Raw genomic sequence first — 19245 nt, forward strand, 5'->3', positions numbered from 1 at the left:
GGTTGGCGACCCTGCTTATACAACCATCGGCCCTAGCATGATACAGACATGATTTTGGCTGAATCGGCCATAGACGTCACTTTTTCAGCACGCTAGCCACAAAGGTGTCCAGGGCTTTTGTGGCGGGATCGCTGGAAAGGCCGAGATCGTCGTTGAGCTTCACGTGGCTGGTATCCTTGGCACCGAAAACGGTGGTGGGGATGCCGGCTTCCTTGAGGCTATTCCCCAAACGGGCGGCCTGGGCGCTGGTGTCTGGATGGGCGGAGACGTGTAGAATGAGAAAGGGAGGGATGCTCTTGCCTTTGGCGATGTGGGTGACGGCGGAGAAGTCGATGTGCTTCTCGGGAGTGCCGCCGAATTTTTCGCGATGGCCGTTCACACGAGGTGGAAGGTGGTGGACGCGGAGGCGGGTCTCGGCTGTCTCGATGATAGCGGGAACGTCATAGGTGTCTCCATCCACGGGAACGCAGCCGATGAGGGAGTCGAAGGTGGCGCCTTCGGCCTTCAAGTAGCGGTCGTCCGTGCAGATGAGAGCTGCGAGCTCGGCACCGGCGGAGTGGCCTCCTACAAGCACGCGCTTTGGATCGCCTCCGTATTCGGCGATGTGTTTTTCCATCCAGCCGAAGGCTTTGGCGACGTCACGGGTGAGGGTGCCCATGTCCACCTCTGGCAGCAGGCGGTAGTTGGTGGAGACGAAGACAAAACCTTTGTCCATGAACCACTGGGGCTTGAGTTTTACATCCGTTTTGTCGCCCTGCGTCCAGCCGCCTCCGTGGATCCAGAAGACGACGGGCAGGTTTTTGGCATTGGCCGGTGAGTAGATGTCGAGCACGTGGCGTGCGTGGCCGTTTTCGACATAGGGGATGTTTGATTTTACGTTTTGGGCGAGAGCGGTGGCAGCCAATGCCAAGAATGAGAGAACGATGAGTTTCATAATGTAGTGAACAGATTGCTGAACTTAAGCGTCAGTTGCGGCGCAACTGAGCAACTAGGGCCAGATCGCGCATGGCGATGACCTTGCAGCCGGACTCCTTGAGATGCTGCATGCAGGCTTCAAATTTGGCGGGGTCGGTGTTTACCCAAGGGTGCTTGATGTCAGGGACGCCGTGGAAGGTCATGACGGCGACCTTGCCGTCTTTGGCCTGGGCGACGGCGGCCTTGAACTGCTCGAGCGTACTGTCGGGCTTGCCATCGAATGCCTGGGGCATGGTGAGAGGATCGTCTTTGGCGGGATCAAAGGCCCGCGCACCGCCGGCACGTGCGAACTGGTAGCCGCGCTCGCGCAGCAGCTTCACCGCCGCATCGCTGGTCTGGTAGCCGGGGTAGCAGAAGCTCACCGGTTTGGGGATGCCGTAGGTGGCGCACTGCTGCTCGATAAACTCCACGTCTGCCGCGAGCTGCTCGGGCTTTTGTTTGGCGACACCGGCGTGTTTGCGGGTGTGATTGCCGATTTCGAAACCGTCTGCGTGGAGGGCTTTGATCTGCTCCCAGGTCATGTAGTGTTCTTTGTCCACGAGGAACTCGAAGCCTTCGGTGATGAAGAAGGTGGCGCCGAAGCCGTGCTTTTTAAGCAGCGGTGCCACGAAGGTGGCGTGGCTGACGACGGAGTCGTCGAATGTGAGGACTACGAGACGCTCCGCAGCGGGTTCGACAGCGATGGTGCGCCAAGCGAATGTGAGCGTGAGCAGAAGCGCTGCGATGGCCAGATGAGCGGGCTTCATGGGGGGATCACTTCACTTTCCAGATTTTCACATCGTCGATCCAGACCGTGCTAGGCACGAGAAAGCTGAACCAGCGTTTCAGGGGGTGGGCGAAGCCTTCGGAGTGGTGGCTGGCGAGCACTTTACCGTCGATGCTAAGGCGCATTTCGTCGCCTTCGGTGACGAGAACGAGCTCGTGCCATTCAGTGTCGGCCTTCCATGGAACGACGACTTGTTTGGTCTTGAGCAGAGCCTCAAGTTCAGCGGGAAGCTTTTCCTTCCGAGCCTGGGCTTCCTCGCGCTTTTGGCGGATCTCCAGATTCATGACACCGGTCTTGTGGTCGATGAGAGTGATGCTGGTCTGGCTGAGGATGCCGTAGCAGAGGTGACCGGCGTGGACGCCTTTCAGCTCACGGTCCACAAAGCCGAGCTGGAGAGATTCGGCGGGATGGAGACCGGGGAAGCGGAAGCGGACCACGGCGCCGCCGTCAGTAAATCCGGCCTCGTGATGGATGTGAGCGGCGTGCTTTGCCTCCTTGGTGGCGCTGGCGATTTTCAAGATGCCCTGATCCAGGTCTGCCATTTTGATCTGAGGCACGCGGTCAGCGGTGGCGCTGTTCCAGCCGTTGCCGATGGCCTTGGCGAGATTTCCGTCTTCTTCGCGCTCGAAGGCGTCGTGGAAGATCATCAGGCCTTTTTCGCGCAGCCAGGTGGCATCGTTGCGCGGTGTGGTGGTGTCGGCGGATAGAAGGGCCGCGAACGGAGCCAGCAGCAGGGAGGTGAAAAAGAATGCCTTCATGCTTACTTCGGTGTGCTCGCGCCTTTGGCCTTGTCTGCGGCTTCCTTGGCTTTCTTTTCAGCGGCCGCTTTGGCTTTCGCCTCAGCGGCTTTTTGCGCCGCGATGATGCCTGCGGCTTCGAGGGGCGGCCAGGAGGCTTGGGCTTTGTCGAGTTCGACTGCGTTGAGGCCCAGAGCCTGCAGCACACCGACGGCCATGAGCTTGTTGCCTTCCAAGTTCATGTGGACGCCGTCGCTGGTGAGCACTTTCACATCCGGCTTGTTTTCAGCCTTGATGCGTTCCTGAAACATGGCGTTCAGATCGGCGAGGGGGATCTTCTTTTCCTTGGCGAGCTCACGGAGGAAGGCGTTGTAGGGAGCGAGAAGGCCGTTCTCCTTGCTGTCAAGATTCTCCTGAATCACGGTGGCTGTGAGCATGACGGGCTTCACGCCTGCGGCCTGTGCCTGATCGATGATCGCGGTGATGTTCTTTTTGTAGGTGCCGCGGCTGGAGACCTTGTCATCGTAAGTGCCAGACTGTGCCATCGCCTCATCGAGGGGCACACCACGGGGGCCGTGCCAGACGTCATTCACACCGCAGCTCAGTGTCATCCACTGCGGCTTCTTGCTCAGCACATCCTTGTCGAGACGTGCGAGCATTTGATCGGACTTATGACCGCTGATGCCAGCTGGAACAGCCTCGGCTTTGATGCCATTGGCTTCCAGACCGGCGATCACCAGCCGCACATAGCCGGCGGGATTGCTCCAGCCGCCTGCGGTGATGGAATCGCCGAGGAAGGCGATTTTCTCACCGCTTTTCACGGCGATTTCGGCTTGGGCAAAGTGTGGCGCCGCCATGAAGGCGAGCACTGGAAGGAGTCGGAGAGAGAAGCGGTGCATGGTAATTGAGTGTGAAATGATACAGCAGGCAAACGATGTGCCTGCCGTATCCTTTCTTTCTCAATCGCGGCCATTCAGGCTTCGGAGAGAAAAGAATGCGGAGTGCTGCGGACTGAAGTCCGCGCTCCAAGGGTGCTGGATCTCGGATCAGGGCTTGAAGACTGCGATCTCCTTTGCCGTGGCGACATCCCAGGCACGGACGTTGCCATCCTGGTCACCGCCGAGAACGACATCACCGAACTTGCTGGTGGCGAGTGATTGCAGGAAGCCCGTGCTGCCAGCCAGCTTTTTCACCTCGCCGCCGTCACTGGTGATGAGGCGGAGCTTGGTGTCCCCTGCACTGGTGGCGATCTGATCTGCGGCACCGAGGTAGCGAATGCCGGTGACTTCCTTGTCCCAGCCATCAACGCTCTTGCGGCGGTCGCCAGTGGTCCAGTCCCAAACTTTGACGACGTTGTCGGCACCGCTGCTGGCCAGCACGCGGCCATCGGCACGCCATGAAAGGCCGAGCACGTGGTGGGTGTGACCTTCGAAGACCTTCACGACTTTGCCTGTGCTCAGATCGGTGATGCGCACGGCTTTGTCCGCGCCGCCGGAGGCGAGGAGCCTGCCATCGGGCGAGAACTCAAGCGCGAGGATGCTGTCGAGATGACGCTCAGCGTAGTTCACGGTCAGATTTCCAGTGGCCATGTCCCAGAGGGTGATGTCGCCACTGCGGGAGGGCTCGCCGCTGCCGATGGCGAGGGTTTTGCCGTCGGGGCTGAAGGCGAGGCTGTTGGCGCGGTCGGTGATCTGAGAATTGCCATCGCCGGTGCCCAAGGTGCGTTCGAGGGTCCACGTAGCACTGGTGCTGCCTGGCGCGATGGGTTTGCCATTCACGGTGCTCCAAGCGAGCGGGGGGCCGCTGTCCTGTTCGGCAATGAGTTCGAGGCCATTGGCGGAGAAGTGCAGCGCCTTGGCTTTCTTGAGGCTGGTGGTGAGCGTTTTGGCAATGAGGTCGCGGTCTGCGTTCGCTTTCACCGCCTCTTTTTTCACGACTTCCAGGCGAGCCTTTTCGTCAATGACGGCCTGCCGGGCCTTCTTTTCATTTTCGGTGACGAGCTTGATTTCGTTCGCGGTGTCGGTGATCGCGGCTTCGGCGCGGGCGAGAGCTTCCTGGGCGAGCTTGAGATCTGCGGCGGCCTTCGTGGCCTTTTCCTGAGCATCGGTGTTCTTTTTGGCCAAGGCTTCGTCTGGTTTGGCCTGGGGAGCTTTGGCGATTTGATCCGCGATTTCCTTCGCAGTCTTCTCTGCAGCGCTCCTGGCATCTTCCAGAGGCTTGAGCGTCTTCCGCTTTGCTTCGAGGCCCGTCTTCGCGAGTTCCACGAGCTCGGTCAAGGCGGCCGCCTTTTTGGCATCGCCGGTGGCGGCAAGCTTGATTTCTGCTGAAGCGGTTGCCAAGGCTGCTTCGGCGCGTTGGAGAGCGGCCTGGGCTTGAGAGAGGTCGGCTGTGGCTTTGGCAAGAGCGGCTTTTGCAGCCGCCTGCTTTTGGGCCAAAGCCTCATCCGGTTTGCCAGCAGTGGCTTTGGCCACTTCGTCCGCGATATCCTTGGCGGCTTTGTCGGCTGCGATTTTTGCGTCCTCCTTGGGCTTGATGTCCTTCTTCTTGTCTTCGAGCGCTTTTTTGGCGAGTTCTGCGAGTTCATTCGCTTTCTTCAAGCGATCGGTCTGTTCGGTGACAGCTTTCTCCGCCGTCCGGATGGCCGAACCCTGATAAGTCTCTTCCAGCGCAGCACGCACGGCGATGAGCGTGCGCTGAGCCAGGGCCTGCTCGGTGGCGAGGTCGGATTTGATGTGGGCGACGAGTTTGCCACCGGCGGTTTCGGTGAGCTTGATGGAGTTGTCCGCCTCCTGAGTAGCGGTGAATTTGGCGGAGGGAGCGTAGGCGGGAGCTGCGGGGGTGGTGCGCTTCCACAGCTTCACCTCGCGAAAGCTGCCGGTGGCAAGGCGCGTGCCGTCGGGGCTGAAGGCGACCGATTGAACGAGATCGCGATGGGCGACGCCGGGCTGCTTGTAGAGACCGGTTTTGAGGAGCGTTTCATCCGTGAGCTTGGTGATGAGGCTCTGCGTGGGCAGGTGGTAGATGCTGATCTGGTTGGCGCGAGCGGCCGCAGCCAAGTCTCCCTGAGGTGTGACCGCGATGGCATAGATGGGCTGCAAGCCGGCTGGCAGGGGCTCCCAGGCGATGACCTGCACTTTTTTGGGCGAGGCTTTCGCGCCCTGGTCGATCCACACTTTCAAGAGCGCGAGCTGCTCCGGGGTGAGATTCACAGCACCGACCTTGTTGCCCTTAGGAGGCATCTCGGAGTCCCAAGAGTGTGCGGCGGCCTGATAGATGATGCTGTCGGCGCCCTTGCCGGGGATGATGCCCTTGTCGCTCTCGCCGCCCTTGGCCATGAGCTCGGGCGTCTCCATGTTGAGGCCGCCTTTGGTGGTGGTCTTGTTGTGGCAGGCGATGCAGTTGTCCTTCAGGAACGGACGAATCTGCTGATCGTAGTCGATAGGCGCGGGAGCCGCGGCCATGACAAAAGACGAATTCAGAATGACAAGTGGGAGGATGATTCTCATTTCTTGGCGACCTCCTTCACGCGAATGCGGATGGGATTGGAATAGACAATGAAGGTGGCGTCTTTGGGGGCGGACTTCGCAGTGAGGTCTTTGACGAGCTTGTCAGCGGTGGCTTTGGAGGCATCTGCTGTCTTGAGGGCAGCGGTGGCGGCTTTGACGAGGTCGGCCTTTTTCGGCGTTGCATCGGCATTGGCCGTTTCGAGCTGCTTCTTGGCGGCGGCCTGGGCTTCGGCGGCTTTTTTGGCGTCTGCCTCGGCAGCGTTGAGCTCTTCGACGCCACGGCGGAATTTCATCTTTGCCGGGCCTTGAAGGATGAAACCGTAATCACCAGGTGCGAGTTTCAGCGCTTTCACATCGAGCGTGAATTTGCCTGCTGCGGCTTTGGCGGGGATGTCGGCTTCAGGAGCTTTGGCGATGTCGATGAGGCCCAGGGCTTTGAGCTTGAGGGCGTCTGTGAAGTCGGCGTGGCGGGTGACTTTGAGGGCGATATCGAGTTTGGCGTCTGCAGCGACTTCGAGGATGTCCGTTTTCTCCGTCTGCACGGATGCCGGTGCGGGCAGGACGCTGACACCGAGGGCGGGTGCACCGGCGGTGCGGTAGAGGACGTTTTCCCGGGCGGCGTCAGCCACGGCAAAGCTCACGAAGCGGCTGTGAGGAATGCCGTCGAGGAGGCTTGCGCCGGCAGGGGCATCTGCACTGGCCTGAAAGGCGATGTAGCCCAGCGACTGGCCTTTGCCGATGAAGCCGCCGAGGCAGGTGACGCCCGCAGGGATCTTTTCGGCCTTGAGCTCAATGGGGTCGCTCAGGGCATTGCGGTTTGGAGCAATGATTTCCAAAGCTGCGATGCCGCCACGCTGGACATTGGCGCTGCCAATTTCACCGCCCTTGGTCTTGGCTCCGGGCAGGATGGGATTGAGAGCGATGAGGGCCTCCAGCTTCGGCGCCTCCTTGAGGATGCGCAGCTCGTAGGGCTGGGTGGTGGCGAAGTTGTCGCTGAGGGTGATTCGGAATGCGCCGTCCGCCTTGGCCTCATAGGCATAGGAGGGATCGCGGCTGGGAAGATTGATGCTGGGAGCGGGCACGATGGCCGGTGCATCAGCGATTTCCGCCTGCGGTTTGAGCGTTTCTTTGCCTGCGGGATCTTTGGCAAGATTTTCAATGACCAGATGCGGATCGGTGGCATGGCCGAGCTGATGGGAGTGCACCTCAATGATGAATTTTTCACCCGCTTTGAAGGGCAGATCAAAGGCCTGTGGCAGACCTACGGGCAGGAAGTAGTCCCGAACAGTCTGGCCGATCTGGATGGGGCGAACGTCCTCAAGCATGACGGTCTTTTGAGCCGGAGGGGCCGCGGATGAAAGTGTGATGAGGTAGCCGTAATCATCCCCGGTGCGGTACATGAGCTCGTTGAAGCGGAGGAGATAGGTGGCATCGGCCGCGGCAGTGAAGGCAAGAACTCCGGCACGCATGTGAGCCAATTCACGGCCGGTGGGCGCGAGCAAAGCGCCGATGAGTTCGGTGCGTGTGTCAAAACGCCTTCCATCAAAGGTGGCGGTGAGATGCTGCCCTTTTTTCAGATCCACGCTGAACCAGTGCGGTGAATTGGATTTGAAGCTGCCTTCAACAACCGAATTGAGGGTGACTTTGAGCGCTTTGTCAGGCCCGGTGTTTGAGCCGGGGGAGGCAACGGAATCAAGCGTGCCGACCTCAAAGACGCGCGGATTGGAGGCACCGTAGCGGCCAACGAAACGGCAATCGTAGAGGGCAGGCTTGATGTCTGGGGGCAGTGTGATGCTGAAGACGTTTGGCTTGAGGGTCTTGAGCGGGATGGCGCGCTCGTTGAGCAGGACCGACTGCGGGCCTTCGAGGTCGGTGCCGCGCAGGGTGATCTCGACTGTCGCGCCGGGTTTTCCCCCGAGAGGAGAAACCGACGTCAGCGTCGGAGACGGGAAGGTGGCCTGGGAGAACGCTGGAGCAGAGCAGGCCAGCAGAACTGAAAATTGCAAACTAAGAACTGAGAACTGAAAATTGGGGCAAGGCATGGCACGAGCACTTAATGATTGAAGAGGAACTCTTTCGTGTTCAGCAGCGCCCAGAGGATGTCCTCATAGGCCTCCTTTTTGCCTTTGAAGGCTTCGTCGCCGGTTTTGCCTGCGGTTTTTTTGTCGAGATGAGTGCGGGCAAATTTGATCTCGGCGGCGTTGGGGTCGCGGCTGAGGGCGATGTGGTAAAGGTCAGCGATCTTGTCATCATCAGGACGCGTGTCCTTTGTGAGGGTGTCGGCGCGACCGTTGCCACGAGAAAGCTGGGTCTGAATTTCGGCGGCGTTCAGCAGGTGGAGGCTCTGCGCGAGGCTGGCCTCCTGGGTGCGCTCACACTCGCAGGCGCTGGAGGAGTCGGGACGGCCAAAGACACTGAGGAAGTAGGTGCTCTGGTTGTAGCTGTTGTCCGGGAGGGCGACGGCACGGGTGCCGGGGGCCTGACCGGCGAAATTCGTTTGTACATCTAGCAGCGTGTTGACGGAATCGTAGAGGACTTCGGCATTGAGACGCTTCGGATAGTAGCGGCTGAAGTTCTGGCGGTCCTTTGCGTTGTAGGTATTTGGAACGGCGCTGAGCTGGTAGGTGGTGGAGTTGGTGATGGTGCGAATGAGCTGCTTCAGATCGTAACCGCTTTTCACGAAATCTGCGGCGAGGGCGCTGAGAAGCTCGGGATTCACCGGGGGATTGGTCTCGCGCATGTCATCCTCGGGCTCGACGAGGCCGCGATTGAAGAAATGCTTCCAGTAACGGTTCACCAGCGTGTGGGCAAAGAAGGGGTTGTCCTTGCTGCTCATCCAGTCGGCGAGGGCCAGACGGGGGTCCTGCTCGGGTTTCAGCTTCAGGGATGGCCCGCCGAGGCTGGTGGGTGTCACGGCTTCCTTGGTGCGGATATTGGTGGTTTGAGCGACCCCACGTTTGTTGAAGATCAGCTCCTCGCCAACGAAGATCGAGGGCTTGCGGCTGACATTGCTGAAGAAGGCGGCGAAGCCGTAGTAGTCCTGCTGACTCCACTTCTCGAAGGGATGATGATGGCACTGTGCGCACTGCATGCGGGTGCCGAGGAAGAGCTGCGCCACGTCTTCCATCTGCTGCTTCATCTCCTTGACCTGACGATACCAGGCCACGGGAGGATTTTGGTCGATGTCTCCCGCCGCGGCGACGACTTCACGGACGAACTTATCGTAGGGTTTGTTATCGGCGATGCTGTCGCGAATCCACTGCCAGAAAAGGTAGCTGCCGCGTGCGAAGACGGGCTGCGTGCGCTGGTTGCGCAGGAGGGCGCTCCACTTGTTGGCGAAGTATTCGGCGTATTCCGGGCTGTCCAGCAGGCGGTCAATGAGGGCGCTGCGCTTTGCCGCATCTTTGGAGGCCATGAAGTCCTTCATTTCAGCAGCAGTGGGCAGACGGCCGGTGATGTCGAGCGTGACTCGGCGGATGAAGGTGCCGTCGTCTGCGATGTCTGACGGCGGCATGCCGATGGTCTTCAGCTTGGCGAAGACGAGATCATCTACAAAGCCGCGAGAGGCCGGCAGCTTTTCCACCGGAGCGCCGAGCGGCACGGTGGCGCGGAAAGTGGAGACCTTGCCCTGGTAGCGGACCATCACGGCGACATCACCGGGGAGATCAAAGAGCTGCACGCGGCCGGTTTCGCTGGTCTCGGCCATCGCCTTTTCGTTGGCCTCATAGAGGGCGCGTTTGGTGACATCCCGCGTGCTGCCGTCGGTGTAGTGCGCAGTGACTTTGAGCTGCTGCACCCCTTTCAGAGGCATGGTCAGCTTGGCGGGCTCGACGCTGATGCTTGCCATTTTGGGGTCGCTGTCCTTGCCGTAGGGCATGCCCTCGCGAATCCAGCGGGCGAGGTCGGCGTAGTCTTCAGAGTTTGGATCAAGCTTTTTGCCACCGCCATGCGGGAGCTGAGCGGTGCCTTTGGTGAGCAGCAGACTCTGCTCTGCCGCCGCTGGAAACACGCGGCGACCGCGCGCCTCCTTGACGATGTGCTCATAGTCCTCCTGGGGCTCAAAGCCAAGCAGCGAGAGCTTGAAGCCGTTCTGCCCGCCCGATTTGCCATGGCACCCACCGGAGTTGCAGCTGCCTTTGGTGAGGATGGGCACAATGTCGTTCGCAAAATTCAGCGGACGCAAAGCTTCGGCCGCGAAACTGGGTGCGGCGGCAGAGAGAGCGGCGATGAAGGTGAGGCGTGAGAGAGTCATGACGGGAAGAACCTACGGAGCAGGAGGGGAGATTTTGTCGTAACAAAGAAAGTATCGGGCAAGCTGATGACGAATGCCGAATTCAGAATGTCGGATGAGGCGCCGGAATGGGCCCGGCGGCTTCATTTTCAGACCAGCTCTGCCATCGGCAGATGGCTATCGACCAGATACTGCGGTCTGCCGGTGAGGTCGGTGAGGGTGGCTTTGGTGACGTCGATGCCCATCTGCTTGTATAGGGTGGCGAAGACTTCGCCGAAGGCGACGGGGCGCTCGGTGGGTTCACCAGCCAGCTTGTCAGTGGCACCAATGACCTGCCCGTGGCGCATGCCGCCGCAGGCGAGAAGTGCCGATGCGACGCGCGGCCAGTGATCGCGACCTCCGTTGGCGTTGATCAGCGGCGTGCGGCCAAACTCTCCCCAGACGACGACGGAGACATCCTTGTCCATGCCGCGCTCGTGCAGATCGGCAATGAGGGCGGAAAGTCCGCTGTCGAGCAGCGGCAAATCTTCGCGCAACTGGCCGAAGTTGTTGGAATGGTAGTCCCAGCGGCTGAAGGCGAGGGTGACGACGCGCGCGCCGGCTTCGACGAGACGGCGTGCGGCAAGGAAGTGCTCGGGCAAGCGCGGGCCGCCGTCGTCGCGATTGCGATTTTCGCCTTTGCCATAGCGCTCGACCACACGCGGGTCTTCGCGGCTCAAATCGAGGGCGTGGAGCAGCTTCGGGCTGGTGAGCACATTGAGCGCCTGCTCATTGAAGACATCCACGCCGCCCATGAGGCCGGTGGCATCAAGATCACGGCGAAGAACGTCAAAACTGGAGAGCAGGGACTTGCGATCACGAAGACGATCCAGCGTGATGCCACGGAGTGACATGTCTTCTGTGCCGCCGCCGCGATTTGGCTGGAAGGGTGCATGCGCAACGCCGAGATAGCCCGGCTCACCCGTGCGGGCCCATTCCATGTGGCCCATCTTGGGGGCAAGTCCAACGAACGGCGGCATGGCGGGATTGGTGCTGCCCTGCAGCCTCGAAACGATGGAGCCGAGCGAAGGCCAGCCGCCGGGAGGCTGCTGCTTGGTGCTGCGGCCAGTGAGGCACTGAAAGGCATCGTGGCGCGAGTCGCAGTCGGCGAGCGATCGGATGATGGTGCACTTGTCCATCATCTTCGCGAGACGCGGGAGATGCTCGCAAATCTGGATGCCTGGGACGTTGGTGGAGATGGGTTTGAACTCGCCTCGAATCTCACTCGGCGCGTCCGGCTTCATGTCGAACATGTCCTGGTGCGACGGTCCGCCGGGCAGGAAGATCATGATCACCGCCTTGTGTGACTTGCCGGTCTTCTGCACGGACTCGGCACGCAGCACGTCATTCAACGACAGTCCGCCCATGGCGAGTCCGCCGATCTTGAGGAAGTTTCGACGCGACACGCCATCGCAATAGCCGCCGCTGGGATGTGAGTAGAGATTGAGCATGGCTGTGTGGAGGGCCACTAACCTACGGGGCGAGTGATGGGACTCTTGCCAGACCGGCAATTCAGAATGCGTTTGGTTCTAAACATGAGCGGACTGATCGGACACACGATGTATGGCATCCTCGCGGCGAAAGCTGCGAAGGGGCGCGGGCTGCCCATCACGCCGATCATCGAGCGGCATCTGCCGAGCTTTTTATGTGGTGCGTATCTCGGCTGCGACATCCAGGTGATGCCCGAGGCTGTCTGTGTGGACACCGGACGAGAGGTGGGCTTTGGCACGGTGCCGCTGGAAAAAAGCCCGATCACGGGCGGAGCGGTTAAGCCGTGGACGCTGGAACATGAGGGGCGCCAATACAGGCCGAAGGAAATCCATGAGCTGTTTTATGGCCGTGCGCATCTCGTCTTCGGCTGGGCGAAACCGGAGGTGAATCTGCGTGTGCCGTGGGACCATCTGGCGGACTACTGTACGCGGGCCATCTGCGATGACATGAACTCTGAGCGCGGCCTAGCCTATGCGCTAGGCTGGATGGTGCACATCGTGGGCGATTCATTGATCAAGTCGGTGCAGCCGGGCATTCGGATGCATTTGCTGGATGGTGTTTACACGCCGCGAAACCGCATCGTGCAGGATCAGTTCACGTTTCACACGATTGGCGGCGAGCTAGGCATCGACTGGAACAAAACTTTCCGCGACATGGCGGCGACTCCGGTGGAGGCGATCCAGCCGCACTACATGCGGATTGGCGAGAAACGAGGCGAGCTCGCCCTGTTGTTTGATAATGGCTGGAAGCCCGAGCTGCAGTCGCTGCTAGCTGCGGTGCTCGCTGAAAACCGCCGCTGGCTACCGCACCACACTGAGGATGTGCTGCGGGTGGTGCAGCGTGACAGCGAGGAGGCAAAACGCGTGAGCGGCGGGCTGGAGTTTGATGCGATGATCGAAATGGCCGAGAGCGCGGGCATGAGGGAGACGCTGGTGACGATCGCGGAGCAATGCGCCGATTTGATGGAGCAAACCATCGCACAGGTGCCGGAGTGGCGGAAATTGGCTCGACAGCCAGCCGAGGGCTGGAACAAGCTCAAACGTCCATGAACCGCCTCATCCTTTTATGCCTGCTGCTGGCTACCGCGCTTCACGCGGCGGATGGCAAGCTCATCATCACCTACTTGAACATGCCGAAGCACGGGCTGGCCGTGGTGGTGCAAACCCCGGGCGGCGGAACATGGATGATCGACACCGGCCCGCAATCCGACACCTACGATGCCGGACGCGACACCATTGAGCCGTTTCTCAAAGCGCGCGGAATCACGCAGATTGACGGCATCGCCATCAGCCATCCGCATGGCGACCACTATGGCGGCGCGATGTGGCTGCTGGATCACATGCCGGTGAAGACCTTTGTGGACACGGGTTATTCCGCACGTGGCTTCTCACTGGCCTACAGCCGACTCCGCCAGCATGCGCAGGAGCGTGGGGCAAAGTACATCGCCGCCACCGAGGGGGACAAGCTCGACTTTGATTCCGCCCTGACCGTCGAAGTGCTCTCGCCGCCGAAAACCATGCACAACTTGGACAGCGATCCCGCCAAGATCACGGAACACGGCCTGCTGAACACGAACTCGCTCTTCCTGCGCATGCAGCATGGCCAGAACGTTCTATTCTTCCCAGGTGACGCCTACGGCACCGGGCAGCGCTACGTGCTGGAAAAGACACCGGAGGAGAAACTGAAAGCGGCGGTGGTCACGGCACCCCATCATGGATTCAACACGCATCCCGAGTTTGCGGCGGCAACGAAGCCGAAATATGCCATCGCCTCATGCCTGGATTTTTACGCCGGAAGCGAGGTGCCATCGCCCGGGGAGAAACTGACGAAGCAATTCGAGCCGCTGGGCACGCAGGTGTTTGTGACTGCGTGGCATGGCAACATCGAGATAACCTCTGATGGAAAAGACGTGGCAGCGAAGACTGAGAAGTGATAACAAGATCTCTCTTTTTTCTTCAAGTCTGATCATGAGCTCACCCAACCTCGACACACTCGCCAAAGCGCCCCTGTTTGTTCATCTCGCGATCACCGGCGTCAATGCGGGTCCCACTGCGGTTGATTCCGCCCGGTTCAACGAGCATGTCGAGGCGGCGGGTGAGCCCAATGCGCGCATCTGCCTCTATACTGACGCGCTCCAGCATCTCGCAAACCATTTCCAGCGGCTCCACGCTGAACTGACAGGACTGGCTGACACAGCACCGCTGATCGAAGAAATTCAAGCGGCGCTGTCCGAGCAACTGACGCCGTCAGACAAGCTGCAGTTTCTCCTGCACCTCGGACGCGTGGCGGCAGCCGCCGTGCGCGATGACAACGGTCATCCAGTGCCTGAGCGCGTGGCGATGGCTGATCAATTGTCCGACCTGTTCCATTTCATGGGCTACAGCAAAAACAACGAGCGCTACACGGACGAACTCCAGGTCACCACGTACTGGCCCGGCATCGATCCCGCGCTGCAGCGCTTCACCGAGGCCGAACTTCGTCAGTTGTCATCCGTCCTTGGCTGTCTCTATGCATCGATGAGCGGCTGCCACGGAGGAGAACTCGGGAATGCGCGCAAGGCTGCTCTCAAACAGTGCCTCATGGCAGGTTACACACCCGGTCAGGAATCCTGTGCGGCACACGCACTGCTGCGCTACTTCGACCAGCTCTTCTGGCTGGTGTTTGCGGAGATCCAGTTTGCCCAGGCACCCAAGCCCCTGTTCGTGCAAGGCCAAGCCTTGCTGACGCAGAAATTCGAGGCGTCTGAGCAGGCGGCTTTCATGCAGCATCTTCAAAACATGGCCGCCGCGCTGGTCACCCACGATTCACCTGCCATGGCCCGCGACACGCTGGCCAGCATCATGGCGCTGATGCAGGGCCATGATGTGGAGATAGCCAGCGGAGGACTCGCAGAAGCGGACTGGGATGTGCTGAGCATGGGACTCGTCGCCAGTTTCCTGCTGGTGGCCGCTGCGGATGGCAAAGTCGGCGACAAGGAGTGTGAAGCCTTTGCCGGCATTATCAACGTGGTGTCAGAAGGGGTGCTCACCAGCCTCGTCTTCAAAGCTGCGGCACGGATCCCGGACAACATGCACAAGCTGTGGCCCGCCGTGACCGCGCGCGGCTCGCGTCCGCCGCAAATGGTGCTCGACGCGGTGCAACTGGCGGCCACGAAGTTCGGAGACGAAGATTTCGACATCTACCGGAAGATCGCGATGGCGATTGCGATCAAAACCGCCGAGGCGGAAGGCGGCGGCTTCCTTGGTCTCGGCTCGAAAATCAGCAAAGAGGAGCAGAAGGTGATCGACGGCTTGAAGGGGCTGCTCGGCTTCGAGTAAAAGCCGGTGGCGCTAGACGAGGCCGCCGATGGGCGACCCCATGTAGAGCGTGTGAGGGCGTCCGGTGAAGTCTTTCCAGATGGTTTCGCGGGGGAGGCCGAGGGCTTCGTAGATCGTAGCGGCGAGATTTTCGGGGGTCTGGGCATCGCTGACGGGGTAGCCACCGTGCTTGTCGGTTTCACCAATGACGCGCCCTCCTTTGATGCCACCACCGGCGAGAAGGATGCTCTGCGCATGGCCCCAATGATCGCGGCCCGGCAGAGCGGTGGCGGAGATGCTCTTGATTTTGGGGGTGCGGCCAAACTCGCCGCCCATGACGATGAGGGTCTCATCGAGCTGACCGCTGGCGTCGAGGTCTTCGAGCAGAGCACTCACGGCCTGGTCCATCGGCGGGAGGAGGTAGTTTTTGAGGTTTCCCCACGCGGCCTGGTGCGTGTCCCAGGTCTCGTTGTTGCCGAGATTCACCTGCACCATGCGCACGCCGCTCTGGACGAGCCTGCGGGCCATGAGCAGGGACCAGCCAAAGCTGTGACGGCCGTAGCGGTCGAGCATCTTGGGGTCGACTTTTTCCAGGCTGAAGGCGTCATGCACCTTGCGGTTGCTCAGCAGGCCGATGGCCGCCTGACGGGTGGAGTCAAAGGCTTCATCGCCGGCCAGTGCGGTGAGATCATTGGCCTGCTGCTCCAAGGCATTGCGGAGTGAGACGCGGTCCATGACGCGGTCCATGGTGAGTCCTTGCGGCAGCGAGAGATGCGGGGCCTGGAAGCGGAGGGCGGGGTCCGTTTCCAAACCACGCTCGTGATGAAAGAGGTATTTGGGATAAGCGCCGTAGTGCTTGGGGTGGTAGGGCGACATCTCCAAAAACCATGGGTCATGCTGAGCGCCAAGCGTGCCTGCGAACTGTCCTGCGAGCGTGCGGCCTTCACGGTGCACGAGCTTGTCTGGCAGCACGATGGCGGGGGGCAGATTGTCTTTGCGCTTGGGCAGCAGCGCAGTGGCCAGCGCGGCCATGCTGGGATGATCGGATTTTTTCGGCTTGGATGGATCGAACCCAAGCGGCGCATCACTGCGGCCGGTGAGCATGATGTGATGGCCCAGCGAGTGATCACTGCTGCCATGGGTGAGCGAACGCACCAGCGACCACTTTTCAGAAATGCGCGCGAGATTGGGCAGGTGCTCGCAGATGTGCAGGCCGGGGGTGCGGGTGCGGATGGGTTTGAACTCGCCACGGATCTCCATGGGGGCGTCCGGCTTCATGTCGAAGCTCTCATGCTGGGCGAGCCCGCCGGAAAGGAAGATGTAGATGACGGACTTTGCCCGTGGCGGCTGCGTGGCCGCGGTCATCGCCTGAAGGGCGCTGAGGTGGTTCATTCCGAGGCCCAGAAGCCCTACAGCCCCGGCCTGGATCACTTCACGGCGGGAAACGGGATGTGCTGGATGCGGCAAGGACATGCGCATGGGAATACGCCGCACCGCAGGCAAGACTTTCCAAACGGACTACTTCCGGTTCCAAACCCCAAGCTTGATTGTGTGCTCGGGTTTGGAGGCGTCAGCAGCAGACTTCTTCCTCAATATTTTGGTCACCACGATCGCTCCATCCTCAATGACAACACGCAGATCGGCTTCATCTCCGTCTTTGAGGATCAGCCCTTCTGGAACAGTCGTTTTGACCGGATACATATGGCCCACCATATGCCACCCTGGAGGCATGGGCAAGGCGCCTTCTGCTTCAAACCAGCTCGGGCATGGGCTGCCAGCCGTCGACGAGATACTGCGGGCGACCAGTCAAATCGTTGAGCGTGGTCTTCACGGTGTCGATGCCCATGTGCTGGTAGAGCGAGGCAAAGACTTCGCCGAAATGCACGGGACGTTCGGTGGGTTCGCCGCCAAGGCGGTCCGTGGCACCGATGACCTGGCCAGTGCGGAAACCGCCACCGGCGAGCAGGGCGCCGCCGACACGAGGCCAGTGGTCACGGCCCCCGTCCTTGTTCACCATCGGCGTGCGACCAAACTCGCCCCAGGCGACGACGGCCACGTCCTTGTCGAGGCCGCGCTGATGGAGATCTTCAACGAGGGCGCTCATGCCCTGGTCAAAGAGCGGCAGATGGCGCAGGAGCTGCGGGTAGTTGTTGTCGTGGAAGTCCCAGCGGCCGAAATTCAAAGTGACCACACGGGCACCGGCTTCGACAAGACGGCGGGCGAGGAGGAAGTGCTCAAGATTGAGGGGTGCGCCGTCGCCGTAGTTCTTGGGATCACCTTTGCCGTAGCGTTCACGGGTTTTGACGCTCTCCTGATTCAAATCGAGAGCGGCGAGCAGCTTGCTGGAGGTCAGCACATTCAGGGCCTGCTGATTGAAGGCGTCCATGCTGCCGACGAGGCCGCTGGCGTCGAGCTCCCGGCGGAAGGAATCAAAGCCAGTGAGCAGGGAGCGGCGATCTTCGAGGCGGTCGAGCGTGATGCCATTGAGCTGGAGATCTTCCATGCCAGCGCCGTTGGGGCGGAAGGCAGCGTGCGTGTTGCCGCAGAAGCCCGGATGCCCGGGCGAGCCATAGGGCGGGTGTCCGGCCTTGGGAGCGAGACCGATGAAGGCGGGCATGGCGGGGTCTGCCTGGCCTTTGAGCTTGGAAACAACAGACCCCAAAGAGGGGGGATCCGAAAGACGGCCCACGGGAGCACCGCCGCCATTCGGGGGCGGGGGCTTGCCGGTGTAGCAGATGAAGCTGTCATGGGCACCATTTGGAGAGCCGTACATGCTGCGAATGGGCACCAGCTTGTCCATGATCTTGGCGAGGCGCGGCGCATGCTCGGAGATGTGGATGCCGGGGACGGCGGTCTTGATCGGTTTGTAAGGGCCGCGAATCTCCAGCGGCGCGTCCATCTTCAAGTCATACATGTCCTGATGCGGCGGGGCTCCGCACATGTAGATCATGATGACAGACTTGAAGCTGCGGCCCGTGCGAGCCTCGGCCTCGGCTTTGAGCAGTTCAGGCAAGGACAGACCGCCCATGGCGAGACCGCCAATGCGAAGGAAGTCACGACGCGAGACGCCGTCGCAGAACTTGCCGTGGGATTTGCCAGAAATAGTGAGCATGGGAATGCCAAAATAAGCACTCAATGTGCCGGAACTATCATCAAACCTGCGTTAAGTGCCGGTCATGCTTCGAGTGATACTCTGCCACATGTCCCTGATTTTCACCACCTACGCCGCTGATTTTCAATGGTCATCGCTACCAGCATTGCCCGATGCGCGGGGCTTTGCCGGTTCGTTTGCAGGAGTGGTCGAGGGCACGCTCATGGTCGCGGGAGGGACGCATTTCATCGACAAAATGCCATGGGAGGGCGGGACGAAGCTATGGTATGACACACTCTTCGCGCTGGAGAAGCCGGATGGAGCCTGGCGGGTGGCGGGAAAACTGCCCAAGCCCAATGGCTACGGGGTGAGCATCACGACTCCCGACGGCTGGATCATCCTGGGCGGGGGCAATGCCACAGAACACTTCCGTGAGGTGTTCTGGGTGCAAAAAGACGCCCAGCTGCCGCCACTGCCAAAGCCCTGTGCCTTCATGTGCGGATGCGAATCCGATGGGGTCATTTACATCTCTGGAGGGATCGAAACACCGGCGGCCACCACGGCGCTGAGCACGTTTTGGTCGCTCGATCTCAAGCAACCCGGCGCAGCGTGGCAGGAACTGCCCCCCTGCCCCGGCAAACCGCGCATGCTGGCCTGCATGGCTGCTGTGAATGGCGTGGTACACGTGTTTGGCGGTGCGGCCTTGCATGCGGGAAAGGATGGCAAAGCTGAGCGCGAATGGCTGAATGATGCGTGGGCCTACGCACCGGCCACGGGCTGGCAAAAACTGCCGGACATGCCCCGCGTGGCCGTTGCGGCTCCGAATCCTCCCCCCGTGATTGATGGCAAGATGTACATCCTGGGCGGAGATGACGGGGCCAACGTGAACTTTGAGCCCAAGGAAAAGCATCCCGGCTTCCCGAGGTCGATTCTGGTTTTTGATGCAAAGACGCAGGCATGGAGCCAGGCGGGCGAAGTGCCTTTTTCGCTCGTGACGACGAATGCCGTGAGGTGGCAGGGGCAAATCGTGATCCCCGGCGGGGAGGCGCGACCCGGAGTGAGATCTCCCCAGGTGTGGAGAGGGAAGATGAAGTGACTTGCAAGTGCCAGCTG

The 19245-nt window shown here is 60.7% G+C and carries 15 protein-coding genes; 4 read left to right on the forward strand and 11 right to left on the reverse strand.

The window, feature by feature from the left end; all coding sequences use genetic code 11:
* Positions 1-76: 76 nt before the first annotated feature.
* From ACZ5WW_RS12135 to ACZ5WW_RS12170, 8 genes are all read right to left on the reverse strand, one after another.
* Entirely contained in the window at positions 77-934 is an 858-nt protein-coding gene (locus ACZ5WW_RS12135) for an alpha/beta hydrolase (protein WP_377167883.1), read from the reverse strand.
* 31 nt (positions 935-965) lie between these two features.
* Positions 966-1721, reverse strand: coding sequence for a polysaccharide deacetylase family protein (locus ACZ5WW_RS12140; RefSeq protein WP_377167886.1), 756 nt, complete (start codon positions 1719-1721; stop codon positions 966-968).
* A gap of 7 nt (positions 1722-1728) precedes the next feature.
* Positions 1729-2499 (reverse strand): hypothetical protein, encoded by a 771-nt coding sequence (locus ACZ5WW_RS12145; protein ID WP_377167888.1) that lies wholly within the window; start codon positions 2497-2499, stop codon positions 1729-1731.
* Positions 2500-2501: 2 nt separating this feature from the next.
* Positions 2502-3377: an SGNH/GDSL hydrolase family protein gene (locus tag ACZ5WW_RS12150; protein WP_377167890.1), complete on the reverse strand. Its 876-nt coding sequence runs from the start codon at positions 3375-3377 to the stop codon at positions 2502-2504.
* A gap of 147 nt (positions 3378-3524) precedes the next feature.
* On the reverse strand, positions 3525-5939 hold the full coding sequence (locus tag ACZ5WW_RS12155) for a WD40 domain-containing protein (RefSeq protein ID WP_377167892.1): 2415 nt from the start codon (positions 5937-5939) through the stop codon (positions 3525-3527).
* 41 nt (positions 5940-5980) lie between these two features.
* A complete protein-coding gene (locus ACZ5WW_RS12160; RefSeq protein WP_377167894.1) occupies positions 5981-7990 on the reverse strand; it encodes a hypothetical protein in 2010 nt (669 codons plus the stop codon).
* Positions 7991-8037: 47 nt separating this feature from the next.
* The gene (locus ACZ5WW_RS12165; RefSeq protein WP_377167896.1) at positions 8038-10236 is read right to left on the reverse strand and encodes a DUF1549 and DUF1553 domain-containing protein; all 2199 of its coding nucleotides are present in this window, start codon (positions 10234-10236) and stop codon (positions 8038-8040) included.
* 128 nt (positions 10237-10364) lie between these two features.
* On the reverse strand, positions 10365-11705 hold the full coding sequence (locus ACZ5WW_RS12170; RefSeq protein ID WP_377167898.1) for a DUF1501 domain-containing protein: 1341 nt from the start codon (positions 11703-11705) through the stop codon (positions 10365-10367).
* Between the two features lie 84 nt (positions 11706-11789).
* Here ACZ5WW_RS12170 and ACZ5WW_RS12175 point away from each other — a divergent pair, with 84 nt between their 5' ends.
* From ACZ5WW_RS12175 to ACZ5WW_RS12185, 3 genes are read left to right on the forward strand one after another with little or no spacing between them, the layout of a single operon-like run.
* On the forward strand, positions 11790-12794 hold the full coding sequence (locus ACZ5WW_RS12175) for a hypothetical protein (protein WP_377167900.1): 1005 nt from the start codon (positions 11790-11792) through the stop codon (positions 12792-12794).
* Entirely contained in the window at positions 12791-13678 is an 888-nt protein-coding gene (locus ACZ5WW_RS12180) for a ComEC/Rec2 family competence protein (protein WP_377167902.1), read from the forward strand. The genes ACZ5WW_RS12175 and ACZ5WW_RS12180 overlap by 4 nt, the downstream gene beginning before the upstream one ends.
* A gap of 34 nt (positions 13679-13712) precedes the next feature.
* Entirely contained in the window at positions 13713-15062 is a 1350-nt protein-coding gene (locus tag ACZ5WW_RS12185; protein ID WP_377167904.1) for a hypothetical protein, read from the forward strand.
* Positions 15063-15074: 12 nt separating this feature from the next.
* Here the strand turns inward: ACZ5WW_RS12185 and ACZ5WW_RS12190 are convergent, their stop codons facing one another.
* From ACZ5WW_RS12190 to ACZ5WW_RS12200, 3 genes are read right to left on the reverse strand one after another with little or no spacing between them, the layout of a single operon-like run.
* The gene (locus tag ACZ5WW_RS12190; RefSeq protein ID WP_377167906.1) at positions 15075-16514 is read right to left on the reverse strand and encodes a DUF1501 domain-containing protein; all 1440 of its coding nucleotides are present in this window, start codon (positions 16512-16514) and stop codon (positions 15075-15077) included.
* Positions 16515-16559: 45 nt separating this feature from the next.
* Complete coding sequence (locus ACZ5WW_RS12195) at positions 16560-16742, reverse strand: hypothetical protein (protein ID WP_377167908.1); 183 nt, start codon at positions 16740-16742, stop codon at positions 16560-16562.
* A 49-nt stretch (positions 16743-16791) separates the two neighbouring features.
* On the reverse strand, positions 16792-18153 hold the full coding sequence (locus ACZ5WW_RS12200; RefSeq protein ID WP_377167910.1) for a DUF1501 domain-containing protein: 1362 nt from the start codon (positions 18151-18153) through the stop codon (positions 16792-16794).
* Between the two features lie 88 nt (positions 18154-18241).
* Between ACZ5WW_RS12200 and ACZ5WW_RS12205 the strand changes: the two genes are divergently transcribed.
* Positions 18242-19228, forward strand: coding sequence for a galactose oxidase (locus tag ACZ5WW_RS12205; RefSeq protein WP_377167912.1), 987 nt, complete (start codon positions 18242-18244; stop codon positions 19226-19228).
* Positions 19229-19245: the final 17 nt, after the last annotated feature.

This window comes from Prosthecobacter fluviatilis (assembly GCF_055388355.1).

What these genes read in the sequence shown, in the direction of transcription:
- ACZ5WW_RS12180 (WP_377167902.1), top strand. Translation starts at nt 12,791, where the DNA reads ATGAACCGCCTCATCCTTTTATGCCTGCTGCTGGCTACCGCGCTTCAC.
- ACZ5WW_RS12190 (WP_377167906.1), bottom strand. Translation starts at nt 16,514, where the DNA reads ATGTCCTTGCCGCATCCAGCACATCCCGTTTCCCGCCGTGAAGTGATC.
- ACZ5WW_RS12185 (WP_377167904.1), top strand. Translation starts at nt 13,713, where the DNA reads ATGAGCTCACCCAACCTCGACACACTCGCCAAAGCGCCCCTGTTTGTT.
- ACZ5WW_RS12135 (WP_377167883.1), bottom strand. Translation starts at nt 934, where the DNA reads ATGAAACTCATCGTTCTCTCATTCTTGGCATTGGCTGCCACCGCTCTC.
- ACZ5WW_RS12170 (WP_377167898.1), bottom strand. Translation starts at nt 11,705, where the DNA reads ATGCTCAATCTCTACTCACATCCCAGCGGCGGCTATTGCGATGGCGTG.
- ACZ5WW_RS12145 (WP_377167888.1), bottom strand. Translation starts at nt 2,499, where the DNA reads ATGAAGGCATTCTTTTTCACCTCCCTGCTGCTGGCTCCGTTCGCGGCC.
- ACZ5WW_RS12205 (WP_377167912.1), top strand. Translation starts at nt 18,242, where the DNA reads ATGTCCCTGATTTTCACCACCTACGCCGCTGATTTTCAATGGTCATCG.
- ACZ5WW_RS12195 (WP_377167908.1), bottom strand. Translation starts at nt 16,742, where the DNA reads ATGTATCCGGTCAAAACGACTGTTCCAGAAGGGCTGATCCTCAAAGAC.
- ACZ5WW_RS12175 (WP_377167900.1), top strand. Translation starts at nt 11,790, where the DNA reads ATGAGCGGACTGATCGGACACACGATGTATGGCATCCTCGCGGCGAAA.
- ACZ5WW_RS12140 (WP_377167886.1), bottom strand. Translation starts at nt 1,721, where the DNA reads ATGAAGCCCGCTCATCTGGCCATCGCAGCGCTTCTGCTCACGCTCACA.
- ACZ5WW_RS12200 (WP_377167910.1), bottom strand. Translation starts at nt 18,153, where the DNA reads ATGCTCACTATTTCTGGCAAATCCCACGGCAAGTTCTGCGACGGCGTC.
- ACZ5WW_RS12155 (WP_377167892.1), bottom strand. Translation starts at nt 5,939, where the DNA reads ATGGCCGCGGCTCCCGCGCCTATCGACTACGATCAGCAGATTCGTCCG.
- ACZ5WW_RS12150 (WP_377167890.1), bottom strand. Translation starts at nt 3,377, where the DNA reads ATGCACCGCTTCTCTCTCCGACTCCTTCCAGTGCTCGCCTTCATGGCG.
- ACZ5WW_RS12165 (WP_377167896.1), bottom strand. Translation starts at nt 10,236, where the DNA reads ATGACTCTCTCACGCCTCACCTTCATCGCCGCTCTCTCTGCCGCCGCA.